This is a genomic window from Streptococcus sanguinis (genome assembly GCA_013378335.1).
GTDB lineage: Bacteria > Bacillota > Bacilli > Lactobacillales > Streptococcaceae > Streptococcus > Streptococcus sanguinis_I.
Genome location: CP040556.1, coordinates 888,071 through 900,386, shown reverse-complemented (window position 1 = coordinate 900,386; position 12,316 = coordinate 888,071). Strand labels below are relative to the sequence as shown.

Annotated in this window: 11 protein-coding genes and 2 pseudogenes; 1 reads left to right on the top strand and 12 read right to left on the bottom strand. The window is 43.7% G+C overall.

The genetic code is table 11. The annotated features are described in order from the left end of the window. Nucleotides 1–102: 102 nt before the first annotated feature. The 9 genes and pseudogenes from FFV08_04790 to aroA form a co-directional block, all read right to left on the bottom strand. The gene (locus tag FFV08_04790; protein ID QLB52024.1) at nt 103–1,644 is read right to left on the bottom strand and encodes an ABC transporter ATP-binding protein; all 1,542 of its coding nucleotides are present in this window, start codon (nt 1,642–1,644) and stop codon (nt 103–105) included. A gap of 131 nt (nt 1,645–1,775) precedes the next feature. After that, nucleotides 1,776–2,390, bottom strand: a complete 615-nt coding sequence (locus FFV08_04785; GenBank protein ID QLB52023.1) for a hypothetical protein — start codon at nt 2,388–2,390, stop codon at nt 1,776–1,778. After that, nucleotides 2,383–3,123, bottom strand: coding sequence for an ABC transporter (locus tag FFV08_04780; protein ID QLB52022.1), 741 nt, complete (start codon nt 3,121–3,123; stop codon nt 2,383–2,385). Before FFV08_04780 ends, FFV08_04785 begins: the two co-directional genes overlap by 8 nt. Continuing rightward, nucleotides 3,113–4,012: an ABC transporter ATP-binding protein gene (locus tag FFV08_04775; protein ID QLB52021.1), complete on the bottom strand. Its 900-nt coding sequence runs from the start codon at nt 4,010–4,012 to the stop codon at nt 3,113–3,115. Before FFV08_04775 ends, FFV08_04780 begins: the two co-directional genes overlap by 11 nt. 89 nt (nt 4,013–4,101) lie before the next feature. Next, nucleotides 4,102–5,456 (bottom strand): annotated as a pseudogene (gene rlmD / locus FFV08_04770) (23S rRNA (uracil(1939)-C(5))-methyltransferase RlmD). An 84-nt stretch (nt 5,457–5,540) separates the two neighbouring features. Next, nucleotides 5,541–6,890, bottom strand: coding sequence for a LytR family transcriptional regulator (locus FFV08_04765; GenBank protein ID QLB52020.1), 1,350 nt, complete (start codon nt 6,888–6,890; stop codon nt 5,541–5,543). 18 nt (nt 6,891–6,908) lie between these two features. Further along, nucleotides 6,909–7,742 (bottom strand): prephenate dehydratase, encoded by an 834-nt coding sequence (pheA, locus tag FFV08_04760; GenBank protein QLB52019.1) that lies wholly within the window; start codon nt 7,740–7,742, stop codon nt 6,909–6,911. Continuing rightward, on the bottom strand, nt 7,739–8,215 hold the full coding sequence (locus FFV08_04755) for a shikimate kinase (protein ID QLB52018.1): 477 nt from the start codon (nt 8,213–8,215) through the stop codon (nt 7,739–7,741). Before FFV08_04755 ends, pheA begins: the two co-directional genes overlap by 4 nt. Next, complete coding sequence (aroA, locus tag FFV08_04750) at nt 8,208–9,491, bottom strand: 3-phosphoshikimate 1-carboxyvinyltransferase (protein ID QLB52017.1); 1,284 nt, start codon at nt 9,489–9,491, stop codon at nt 8,208–8,210. Before aroA ends, FFV08_04755 begins: the two co-directional genes overlap by 8 nt. Between aroA and FFV08_04745 the strand changes: the two are divergent. Then, nucleotides 9,427–9,682 (top strand): annotated as a pseudogene (locus tag FFV08_04745) (hypothetical protein). The gene aroA and the pseudogene FFV08_04745 overlap by 65 nt on opposite strands. Here the strand turns inward: FFV08_04745 and FFV08_04740 are convergent. Genes FFV08_04740 through aroC form a run of 3 tightly spaced genes read right to left on the bottom strand, consistent with a single transcriptional unit; the run spans nt 9,625 to nt 12,270 of the window. After that, nucleotides 9,625–9,963, bottom strand: a complete 339-nt coding sequence (locus tag FFV08_04740) for a YlbF/YmcA family competence regulator (protein ID QLB52016.1) — start codon at nt 9,961–9,963, stop codon at nt 9,625–9,627. The pseudogene FFV08_04745 and the gene FFV08_04740 overlap by 58 nt on opposite strands. Nucleotides 9,964–9,981: 18 nt before the next feature. Next, on the bottom strand, nt 9,982–11,088 hold the full coding sequence (locus tag FFV08_04735; GenBank protein ID QLB52015.1) for a prephenate dehydrogenase: 1,107 nt from the start codon (nt 11,086–11,088) through the stop codon (nt 9,982–9,984). A gap of 15 nt (nt 11,089–11,103) precedes the next feature. After that, the gene (gene aroC, locus FFV08_04730) at nt 11,104–12,270 is read right to left on the bottom strand and encodes a chorismate synthase (GenBank protein ID QLB52014.1); all 1,167 of its coding nucleotides are present in this window, start codon (nt 12,268–12,270) and stop codon (nt 11,104–11,106) included. Nucleotides 12,271–12,316 lie beyond the last annotated feature (46 nt).

Here is a 12,316-nt window from a genome sequence, read left to right as displayed (position 1 = left end):
CTTTATTGTATATTATAAAAGAGAAAAAAGCTAATTATCTTATTTTCCAACTCACAAAAAGGAATGGCCTCTGCCACTCCTTTCTAAAAACTATGTATCCACCTATCTCTCCAGTTTTATGACCTTATCATAGCGCTTCAAGTCCTCTTCGCTATAGTGATGAATCACTTCTACGACTGCTTGTGGGAGAGAGAAGAGAAGCTGGCTGATTTTCTCTTGGTTTTTTAGATCCAGATTGGCCTTAACCTCGTCAGCCAGGATAAATTGGCGATTGTGATAGAGAGCGCGGGCAATTTCTAGCCGCTGCTTCTCGCCGCCTGACAGAGTTTGATTGCCGGGTGTTTTGCCTTTAAGAGCTTTCAGACCGGTTTGCTGCAGGATTTCTTCCATCCGTACAGAATCAAGTTCTTGCCCCAGAGCGATATTTTCCTCTAGTGTCAATCCATCAAAGACATGACTGGACTGGAGAATGTAGGCTCCTGCCTGATAAAGTTCATCCGAGCTTAGCTCTTGTCCATGGTAGCGAATCCGACCTTGACTAGGCTTGATTTCTCCATATATGAGGTTCAGTAAGGTTGTTTTCCCAGACCCGCTTTCTCCTATAATGGCAATCTTTTCCCCTTCCTCAATGGTAAGGTCACAAGGGGCTAGGATTTCTCGACCATCACGCTCTACACTGACTTGCTCTAGCTGGATAGGAAAGATGGAACTTTCAAGAGCTGAAGGTATTATCAACTCCTCTCCCAGCATGTTTTGATATTTATCACAAAGAGACTTAGCTGATTTTCTAGTATTGATAAAGTAAGATAACTCCTGAAATTGGTAGCCGATATTGTGCGATACTAGGTAAATCCCAACAAAGCTGGCTGCAGATAGGTAATTATAATAGGTCATGAAACCACCAATGACAATAGGCGCAACAGAGCAAAAGGCATCAATTCCATTGATAAAGAGACTGTTTATCGTCCGTTGCTTTTCATAGGCGACTTCTTGCTCTAAAGCCTTGTGCAAATCTTTGGAAAAAAGATTGTAAAACAAGCTTTGTCCCCAATAATACCGTATGGAACGAGCACCCGCAATCATATTGGTCACCTGAGAGACATAGCCTTGGTTAGCTAGGGATTTCTGCTTAGTAATCGTATCCAGGCGTTTAGATCCAATTCCACTACAAAGAACAGGTATCGAATAAAAAATGATAAAGAGCAAGCCAAGATAAAAATTTGTCCAGAGTGCATAACAGATAGAGACAGTTGTAAATCCCAAAGAAGAAATGATAATGACAGTAGGCTCAATATAGTTATCTTCTAGCTGTTTCACATCATTTTCCAGGTCGGATAAAACCTCTTCATCCGCTATCCGACGGCTATATAAGAAAGTCTGAAAGATAGCCTGCATAATTCCCGACTTGAAGTCCGTCAGCACTCGTGCATAGTAATAGCGTTTCCCCGCCAAACCCAGCAAGAGAATCAAATTCCCCACAATCCCCCAAGTCAAGACCTGCCACAGCAAATGCAACTGGTGATTGGTAAAACTAGAGACAATATACTGAATCAAAGCTGGTGTAATCACAGCCTCCAGCCAAGTAATCATAATCGCCACAAAATAGGAGAATAAATACTTTTTAGTTACATAAGCTCTAAGCATAGCGTATAAACCTCCTGAAGTTATTTAGCAACTTAGATAGTCGTTTTTTCTAGACGAGGATATAAGAGGAGCTGAATATTTGAATGAAACCATTAAACGTAGGGCTACTTTATAATCTTTCAGAGAAAGATTTAAATGACTAGTTCTAAACATATCAATTTACTTTTATTTTTATTCAAAAACATATCCAATACATCTGCATAGCTAACAAAGGGAGCAGGAAATACTAGTCCAGAATAAAATAGCATTATGGTATTAAATAAATTCAATAAGACGGATACTCGTTTAAAGCGTTCTGTTAAATTAATTGCTATGGTATATAAGACAAAAAATACAGCATAATTAAGTATTGACATCAAAATCAAATCCACTAAATGGAATGAAGGCATAAAAAACTTTCCATTAAAAAACATATACGATAGAATAATTGAAATCAAAAAAATGAGCGTTGACCAAATAAAATAAGTTGTTGATCTAGCAATATAAATCATCATTGGTGTACGTCTAGTTGTTTTGATATTTGTATATTGATTAGTGCGAATTTCAAATTCCAACTCCTCATTAGCAAGCAATATCACATTAGTTATGGAATAATAAATAAAAAAATAGAGTAGATTTATCGGTTTATCACTATTGAAAATAATAATGATTCCTGTAATAAAAATCATGGAATAAATCACTTCGCAAATACTATCAAACGTGTATCGAACTCTATAATTAAAATATCTTCTTAATTCACTAAACATGGAAAAGGCTCCCTCTTTTTTTAGCAATGTTCAATAAAGTGAAAAATAGGAAAGTTCCAGCTGACCAATAGACTGCACAATAAACTATAATTAAAAAAACACTCTGGTAGGACGGAGAAATAATAAAATTTCTCAAGGCATAGTAAGGGAAAAGCTTTCCTATAAAGCCAAATAAACCACCTAGCGGTGTTAGTATGCCAGTAAAATACAGCATGAAATAAGAAATTAACGATGTAATGCTAGAAGTACGATTAAAAATGAAGCAGAGACTTGATAGGCAAAAGCCTAAACCATATATGCTAATAATAGTTAGCATACATGCAGCGAGACTCGCAACTAACTTTAAGATACTATCCGGAAAATCAATATCATTTAACGTGGATAAAATAATAAATATAGGTATGGCTTTAACTAGATCCACCAATATCTGAACAATAATTTTAAACATTAAAACATGAAAAACACTCTTACTACTCTGGATTACACTAATCAAAGTTCTGTCATAAAGGTCATCCTCAATAAAAAAAGTTGGATGCGTAATACTATGACTCGTAAAATACCAAGTAAATAACAAACATAACAATAAAAATTTACTTTGTGTATTTTTAAAGTATTGAAGATAAGCTGAAACCATTATCAAAATTCCAAAATTTGAAAAAAATAAATTAAATTTAAACTGCATCATCTCTTGCAGCTGTCTCTTTAACTCCCTTCTTATTTCTTTAATCATCATTGATAACCTCATACAATATTTCTTCGATGCTTTCCTCAACTTCTTCAAAAAATATTATCTCAAAATTATTAAAGATATTATTTTTCACCTGACTATCTTTTACTTCAACAATCAATCTTTCGTTTTCTACTTGATAAGATAAATCAGAAAACAGCCTCTCAAAAGCATCTTTCTCAGAATCTGAAATACCAATTCTGTATTTAATCCACCTAGTATTTTTCCCAAAGATTTCTGAGAAACTACCTTGCTGTATTATTTCGCCTCTACTCATGATACAAATTCTTGTTGATATTTCTTTTGCAAAATAGATATCATGAGTCGTCATGAGGACAATAGTTCCTTTTTCTTGACTGAGAGTTAGTAATAATTTCGCAAACTGCTTTTTGGCAATGACATCCAGACCATTGGTTGGCTCATCTAAACACAATACTTTTGGCTTACAAAGTAATGCAATAATCAAAGACAATTTTTGTCTTGTTCCTTGTGACAATTCGGACACCAATACATCAACATAGGGATGGAAAGCTAGTTTATTAAATAAATCCTCCAATTCTTCCTTAATCTGACTACGCGAACTTTTATTCAAATGTAAAAAGTAATCAATATTTTGATTTGCCGTCAGATATTCATAGTAGCCTCTACCGCTTTCTAGTACAAGCTTGACATTGTTATGAATATCTTTCGAAGTATTCTTACTGCCAAAAACAAATACATCACCTGCATCTTGTAACATTAAGCCAGAGATAATTTTTATGAAAGTTGATTTACCTGCACCATTGGTGCCCACTATAGAAACAATCTCTCCTGAATGCGATTTAAAGCTAGGAATGTCCAATACAACTTTACCATGAAAATTTTTCTTTAGATTGCGTACAATAATTTCATTCATGCCTGTATTAACCTCTTTCGATTACTAATACTTTGAACTGCCAAAAATTTAAAAACAAGGACTTTTGAATTACTTTCGCTAAAAGATTTCTAAGATTTTACCAGCAGAGCTACACACTCAACATGATGCGTTTGCGGAAATAAATCCACCGGCTGGACTTTCTTCAACTCATATCCTAATTCTTGATAGAGTTTGATATCACGCGCCATAGTTGCGACATTGCAGGAGATATAAGTGATTTTCTTGGGCTCCATGCTGACGCTGGCTTTGATGAAGCTCTCTGTCAGGCCTTTTCGTGGTGGATCGACTAGGATGACATCCGCTTGGATACCCTCTTTAAGCCAGTTTTGGATGGCTTCTTCAGCAGGAGCGCAGACATAGCTGGCATTGGCAATGCCGTTGATTTCTGCATTCTTTCGGCTATTTTCGACCGCTTCTGGGATCACTTCCATACCATAGACCTGCTTGACATGTTTAGCAACAGAGAGCCCAATCGTTCCGATACCCGAGTAGGCATCGATAACCACATCATCTGCAGTCAGCTCGGAAAAGTCAATGGCTGTCTGATAGAGCTTTTCTGCCATTTCGGTATTGACTTGGTAAAAGGCGGGGCAGCAATCTGGAAGTCATTTCCCAGCATCTGGTCGGTAATGTAGCCTTGGCCATAAAGCGTTCGCCAGTCTTTTCCGAAAATCGCATTGCCGGGCTGGTCATTGATATTCTGCATGATGGACTTGATAGCTGGGAAGGCTTCTGTCAAGTGCTCAATCAGCTGCTCCACTCGGAATATTTTAGGACGGGTTGTCACCAGGATTATCATGATTTCCCCTGAATAATGGCCACGGCGGACAACCAGATTGCGAATGAGTCCAGTCTTTTCCTGCTCATCGTAAGGTTTGAGGTCAAAGCGACGCAGCAGGTCGCGTGTAAAGAGGATAACTTGGTCAATGACTGGGTCCTGAATATAGAAATCTTCAATCGGCAGGAGGTCATGGGAATTTTTCCGGAAAAATCCTGTTTCCAGCTGGCCATTGACACGGCGGACAGGCACTTGAGCCTTATTGCGGTAACCCAGCGGCTGCTCCATACCAAGTGTCGGCGGCACCTCTACATCTGACAAACCAGCAATCTTATAAAGACTGTCCTTGACCTGCTTGCGTTTGAAGTCCAGCTGAGCTGGATAGTTCAGATGCCCCAAGTCAGCAATCCCCGTACGCAGATAGGCCATATCAAGGTTTTCATTCCGCTGGTCTGAAGTACGAAGAAATTCCTCCACCTTGCCAAAGCCGATTTTTTTGTTGACCTTGAGCACACGCATGCGGATGAGCTCACCCGGCAGAGCATTTTCCACAAAGAAAACCAGGCCTTCTGCCTTGGCCACCCCTGCTCCCTCATGGCTCAGATCCACGATTTCAACTTCAATCATATCATTCTTTTTTAACATATTTTTCTCTTTCTGCTTTATCGCTCTGCCATTTCCCAAAAGAAAAGGCAGGACATCGTCCTACCTTTCATTATATCATATATCTTATCTGAGACCCATTTGCTGCAGTCTTTCTTTATAGGCTTCGAAGTCAATCAAGAGCCCTTGGCCACCGTACATGTCATAGGTATCCACCCAGTCGCCATTTTCCGGAATCGTCAGGCGCTCAACCCCATTGCGGGAATCTCCTGCCATAGAGAGACCATTGGTCAAAAGGAAGCTGTAAGGCACATTGGTCGAAGTCAAGGCAAAGACCTTACCAAGAGCCTCTGATCCGGTAAAGAGCTTGGTCGGATCCTTGACCTGCTGGAAAACAGCTGTCAATACTTCCTGCTGGCGGCGGGTCCGGCCAAAGTCGCCCTCGTCATCCTTACGGAAACGAGCGTAGTTGAGCAAGGTCCGACCGTCCATCTGCTGCTGACCAACCTTGATTGTTTGGTTGGGCACCACACCGTCTTTCATATTTAAGTCATCTGGCACTTCAACTTCTGTCACCTTTTCCCCATCAATGGTTGAGAACTGAGCATTCATGCTGACGCCATTTGGGAAAAGGGTGTCAATAGCTGTCGCAAAGGTCTGGAAATCCACCAGGGCATAATATTTGATGTCCAAGTCAAAATTGTCCTTGAGCATCTGGCGGACATAGTCTGCACCGCGGTTGTGGTTTTGCTCCCCAATCGTGTAGGCAGAATTGAGCTTTTGGTCATAGTAATCTGCCTGCGACGGATCAGTGTACTCATTGCTGACGCCATCAATGTGAATAAGGGTATCACGCATAAAGCTGACCAATTTCACCTTATGGTCCTTATTACCAACATTCAAGACCATAATGGAGTCGGTCCGTGTCTCAGTCGAGTCATCGCCAACTCGGCCGTCCGTCCCAAGAATGAGGATATTCACTCCGTCTTTAGTGTCCTGTCCGTCAAAGAATTCTGTTTCGGCTGGTTTAGAATTTCCATTGTGTGCTGTCGTCAAGCCTTTGATAAACATGAAAAGCATGCCCCCCAAGACCATCAGCAGGAAAATGCCTGCCCAAAGCAGAATTCGTTTCAAGCGGATTTTTTTGCGAGGCTTCTTGGGCTTGTCTTGTCCCAGACCAGCTTCTGCCAGAGCTTCCGGTGCCTTCTTTTGCCTTCTGCTGCGAGAAGAACGCTCAGGGTACTTGGGCAAGAGACCAGAAGAATCCATTTCCACTGGCTCTTGCTCATAGGCGTCGCTAACTGTATGCGGCTGCTCTTCATGATCCGGCACACTGGCTGAACTGCCAATCCCCTTGGACTTCTGACGCAAATAGTCAAATTCTTTCTTTTCTTTATCGTTTAGATAGTAATAATTCTTATAGAGATAATCTAAGCGGAGCTGTTCATGATGGCTAAGATTTTCTGGTTTCTTCATCTCTTCTCCAATCTACTGCTACTTGTCCTCAATCAGAAACACACTGTAGCTACCAAAAATTTTATAAGTAATTCCAAGACTTGTCAACTCTTGATAGGCAAAATCCGCCAATTTTTTCTGTTCGTTGTCAATGTCAATAATGAAGAAATACTCTCCCAGAGCCGTTTTTAGAGGCCGGCTCTCAATCTTGGTCAGGTCAATCCCACGCCAAGCAAAGGTCGACAAGGCCTTATAGAGGGCGCCAGGCAGATTGTCCGGCAAGGTCAAAGCCAGTGTCTGCTTGTCTCCTGTCTTGGTCAGTTGAAGTTCAGGAACCTCATGACCCAAAATCCAGAAGCGGGTATAATTTTCTTCCATTTCCTGAATGTCGCTGGCCGCTACTTTGAGCCCGTATTCTGCTGCAGCCGTGCGCGGGGCAATAGCCGCAAAATTCTTTTCAGGATGCTCTGCCACAAAACGAGCTGCATAGGCTGTACTAGCCGTCACCTCAATGGCAGCCTGGGGATAATGCTGGCGGATGTATTTCTTTCCTTGGGCAATAGCTTGCGGGTGAGAAAATATTTTCTCAATTGGCTTTTCCAAATCGGTCACTAAAAGCTGCTGCTTGATGGGCTGGACGATTTCTGCCACCGCCTGAATATCTGCTTGATGAAAGAGATAGTCCAGCGTCTCATGGACACTGCCCTCAATGGAATTTTCCACCGGAACAACCGAGTAATCCACTTCTCTAGCCTCATAAGCCTTCATGACCTCGGTGATATTCTGATAAGGCACCAAGTCCTGGCTTGGAAAGGCAGCTTGGGCTACATGGTGAGAAAAGGAGCCTCTGGGACCTAAAAATGCTATTTTCATTGAATTTCCTCGATAATTTCCTGCGGGCTTTTAAGCCTCGTATAGACAATCTGGGTCGCCACTTCCTCATACCAGGCCTGACGCTGCTCAAAAATCTGCTGCAAGTCTGACTTGCTCTGGTTTAAGAACAAAGGCCGTTCCTGCCCAGCATCCTGCTGAATTCGCTGATAGAGCGTTTCAAAATCTGCTTTCAGGTAGATATTGTCAGCATTCTGAGCTAGCATTCTGCGGTTTTCTGGGCTGACGACGACACCGCCGCCAGTTGAGACGACCAAGTCCGTATCGATCAACTCAGCCAAGAGCTGGGCTTCAGCAGATCGAAAGGCCCCTTCACCATGCTGGTCAAAATAGTCCTTGATTGACATGCCTAGCCGCTGGCAGAGCAGTTCATCCATATCGACAAAGTCTTGGGCTAAGCCTCTAGCCACTGTGGATTTTCCGGCTCCCATAAAGCCCAGCAATATCTTAGCCATGCATCAAGCCCTCCAAATCGCTGAAGAAACTTGGATAGCTGGTCTTAATAGCTTCAGACCGCTCAAGTTCTACCTGACCGCTTTGAGCCAACAAAGCAGCAATTGCCGTCATCATTCCGATGCGATGGTCACCAAAGGTATTGACTTGGGCACCATGAAGAGGTGTTTTCCCTTCGATAATCATGCCGTCTTCTGTCGGGGTGATAGCTGCGCCCATGCTATTGAGAGCGTCTGCTACTACCTGGATCCGGTCGGTTTCCTTGACTTTGAGCTCCTCTGCATCACGAATGACAGTTCGTCCCTGAGCCTGAGTCGCAAGAAGCGCAATAATCGGCAACTCATCAATCAAGCGTGGGATAATCTCGCCGCCAATCTCCGTTCCCTTAAGATCAGACGTCTCAACGGTGATGGTTGCAGACTTGGCTACTGGATCGACATCTGACAGCGTCATCCGTCCGCCCATAGCCTCTATCACTTCTAGAATACCTGTACGAGTTTCATTGATGCCAACATTTTCTAAAACAATCTTAGAGTCCGGCACGATCAATCCAGCCACCAGCCAGAAGGCCGCGCTGGAAATGTCACCCGGAACCGTCACTTCCTGAGCAGTAAATTCCTGACCACCCTGAATGCGAATTTCCTTGCCCTTGACCTCAATTTGCCCACCAAACTGGGCAATCATATCTTCTGTATGATTACGGGTGATTTCCTTTTCTATAATAACTGACTCTCCCTGAGCCTGCAAGGCTGCAAAAATCAAGGCCGACTTAACCTGAGCAGAAGCCACCGGCAGCTGGTAATTGATAGGCTGCAGTTCCCTGCTGCCCTTCATCTTGAGCGGTGGCAAATCACGCTCAGTCCGACCAGCAATCTCTACTCCCATCTGTCGCAGAGGAATGGTCACCCGATCCATAGGCCGCTTGGATAGACTGTCGTCACCAAACATCTCCGCTTCGAAATCCTGACCGGCCAAAACACCAGAAATCAAACGGATAGACGTTCCAGAATTACCCATATCCAGCTTATTTTTCGGTGCTTGCAGACCTTCAAATCCTACACCATGAATCTTGACTAGATTTCCATCGTCCTCAATCTGCACACCTAAGTCACGAAAAACCTGCATGGTAGAGAGCACATCTTCCCCTCGCAGAATGTCTCGAACAGTAGTGACCCCCTTGGCCAAACTGCCAAATATAATGGAACGGTGGCTGATGGATTTATCTCCAGGTACGCGGATACGGCCCTTCAGGCCTCTTACATTGGTTGATAATTTCATAGGTGACCTCGTACTTTCCTTTGTTGCTTCTTATTTTATCATAAAAAGACCAGAAATTCTTAAAATTTCTGGAATCCTAGCTGAAGCAAAAAGAATCCGGGTATTCAGCCCAGATTCTTCTTTTTTTATTAGCTTATTTAAGCAAATCCTGCACCGGATCAAAGATGATACGCTCGATATCCGCCAGATAGATGGACAGTTGCTGCTGCTTATTGAAGAATTCAGTAAGAACAGCATTTCCCTGAATCTTCTCACCAAAGGAAGTCATCTTGTCCTGCACCTCCTGAGTCGGTACCTGACCAGTCTGAGCCAGCTGTTGCAACTCCTGCTGGAAAGCCAGATAATCCTCAAAAATGACCTTCGCTTCGCTATCAGCATCCACTGCTTTCTTGCTTTCTGCGACGGCCTTGTACTCAGGTAAATCACGCAGATTTCTGCTCAGTTCATTGGCTAAATCATAAATATTTGACATAGAATTCTCCAATCTATATTAGTCTACGGACACTAGGTAATCCGTATTTTCTCTTACTATTTTAGCAGATTTTTCCAAATCTTGGTGATTTTTAAAGGTGATTTGCAGAATACCGTTTATATCTTCTCGGTTTTCCTCGTTAATCCGAATGTTGACGACAGAAATTCCGCGCAGGAGTTCCAAAATACCCAAAATCGCATCTTCTTCGTCAGGCACTTCAATAAAGAGGTCATAAAAGCTATCCACACCAGCTCGTTTATGAATTTCCATCTGCTTGCGGCTCTGCCTTCCACGGTCGAAAAATTCCCAGATAGCTGTCTCGTCCTTGGTCTTAATAGCTGTAGCCACCTTGTCTAACTGGTCTTTAAAATCTTCTAGCCGCTCCAAAATGGCTTGAGGATTGGTCAAGAGAATAGAGGTCCACATACCAGGCTCACTCTCCGCAATCCGCGTCATATCTCGAAAACCACCAGCTGCAAAAGACTGGGTCAGCTCATGCTCTTGGCTATAAGCTGCCGCTTGCTCCATAAGGCTGGAGGCTAAGATATGCGGAAAATGGCTGATTTGACTGGTCACTCGGTCGTGCTCGGCTGCGTCCACCTGGATAAAGCGGGCATGAAGACCACTCAGCAAGTCTTTCATTTCCTCAAGCGTACCTGACTTGGTCAAACTAGAGGGGGTGAAGATATAATAGGCGTTTTCAAAGAGGTTGACATGGGCAGCCTTAGCTCCAGTCTTGTGACTTCCGGCCATAGGGTGAGCACCGACAAAACGGACGGGCTTATTCTGCAGATACTTTTCTGCAGCTGCCACAATATCAGCCTTGGTTGATCCAGCATCTGAGATGATAACATTTTCCTTCAGAACCATCTCGGCCAAGTCTTTGATAAATGCTATGGTCTGCTTGATGGGTACAGCTAGAATAATCACATCAGCCAAGGGAGCAAAGACCGCAAAATCATCCGTTACCCGGTCTACCATTCCCCGCTCCAAGGCAATCTGTCGCGATTCCTCACCGCGGTTGTAGCCGAGAACTTCATACTCAGGGTGGTCACGCTTGATGCCCAGAGCCAAGGAAGCTCCAATCAGTCCCAAGCCAGCGATATAGACTGTTTTTCTCTCCATGCCCACTCCTCTCTTCTAAAAATTCTTGACAAAGTCCCGATGGCGGGTTACCGCATCCTTTAGTTCTTCCAGATTATCCGAAGAGAACTTCTCCAGAACTTCAGTGGCTAAAACTGTTGCGACCACGCTTTCCATGACTACACCCGCAGCTGGCAGAGCCGTAGGATCGCTCCGTTCCACTGTCGCCTTATAAGGCTCGTGGGTCTCAATATCCACGCTCATCAGTGGCTTGTAAAGGGTTGGAATGGGCTTCATGACACCTCGCACCACGATTGGCTGACCATTGGTCATACCGCCCTCAAAGCCGCCTAGATTATTGGTCCTGCGAGTGAAGCCATCTTCCTCAGACCAGAGGATTTCATCCATGACTTGACTGCCCTTGAGACGGCCGGCTTCAAAGCCCACGCCAAACTCGACTCCCTTGAAAGCATTGATAGACACGACCCCTTGAGCAATCTTGGCGTCCAGCTTCTTGTCCCATTGGACATAGGAGCCCAGACCGACCGGCACACCGCCAACGACAGTCTCAATGACACCACCGATGGTATCCCCGTCTTTCTTAATTTGGTCAATGTAGGCCTTGATTTCTTCTTCGCGCTCGGGATTGACAATGGAAACCTCCGACTGGGCAGCTCTTTCCTTGATTTCTGCTACAGTTAGATTATTCGGTACATCGATATCAATGCCACCGAAGGTTACGATATGACTGGCTACCTCTACACCAATTTCTTCCAGCAAACGCTTGGCTACTGCTCCGACTGCTACACGCATGGTCGTTTCGCGGGCAGAAGAGCGCTCTAGGGAATTTCGCAAATCGTCAAAGCGGTATTTCATACCTCCGACCAAGTCAGCATGTCCAGGGCGTGGTTTGGTAATCTTGCGCAGCCCTTTTTTCTTTTCATCCACATCCGCTACATTCATAATTTCCAGCCACTTCTGATGATCCAGATTTGTGACATTGAGGGTAATCGGACCGCCCATGGTCAAGCCATGCCGAACCCCAGACGTAATCTCGACTTGGTCGCTTTCAATTTTCATGCGGGCACCGCGGCCGTACCCACCCTGGCGACGCTTGAGCTCAGCATTGATATAGTCAGCGGTCAAAGGAAGACCAGCCGGCACTCCCTCAATAATAGCTGTCAGCCGTGGTCCGTGGGATTCTCCTGCTGTTAAGTATCTCATACATTTTCTCCTATTTCTGGGATGGAAACACTGGACAGTCTTTTCG

What these genes read in the sequence shown, in the direction of transcription:
- FFV08_04775 (QLB52021.1), bottom strand. Translation starts at nt 4,012, where the DNA reads ATGAATGAAATTATTGTACGCAATCTAAAGAAAAATTTTCATGGTAAA.
- FFV08_04785 (QLB52023.1), bottom strand. Translation starts at nt 2,390, where the DNA reads ATGTTTAGTGAATTAAGAAGATATTTTAATTATAGAGTTCGATACACG.
- pheA (QLB52019.1), bottom strand. Translation starts at nt 7,742, where the DNA reads ATGAAAATAGCATTTTTAGGTCCCAGAGGCTCCTTTTCTCACCATGTA.
- FFV08_04780 (QLB52022.1), bottom strand. Translation starts at nt 3,123, where the DNA reads ATGATGATTAAAGAAATAAGAAGGGAGTTAAAGAGACAGCTGCAAGAG.
- FFV08_04765 (QLB52020.1), bottom strand. Translation starts at nt 6,890, where the DNA reads ATGAAGAAACCAGAAAATCTTAGCCATCATGAACAGCTCCGCTTAGAT.
- FFV08_04755 (QLB52018.1), bottom strand. Translation starts at nt 8,215, where the DNA reads ATGGCTAAGATATTGCTGGGCTTTATGGGAGCCGGAAAATCCACAGTG.
- aroC (QLB52014.1), bottom strand. Translation starts at nt 12,270, where the DNA reads ATGAGATACTTAACAGCAGGAGAATCCCACGGACCACGGCTGACAGCT.
- FFV08_04735 (QLB52015.1), bottom strand. Translation starts at nt 11,088, where the DNA reads ATGGAGAGAAAAACAGTCTATATCGCTGGCTTGGGACTGATTGGAGCT.
- FFV08_04740 (QLB52016.1), bottom strand. Translation starts at nt 9,963, where the DNA reads ATGTCAAATATTTATGATTTAGCCAATGAACTGAGCAGAAATCTGCGT.
- aroA (QLB52017.1), bottom strand. Translation starts at nt 9,491, where the DNA reads ATGAAATTATCAACCAATGTAAGAGGCCTGAAGGGCCGTATCCGCGTA.
- FFV08_04790 (QLB52024.1), bottom strand. Translation starts at nt 1,644, where the DNA reads ATGCTTAGAGCTTATGTAACTAAAAAGTATTTATTCTCCTATTTTGTG.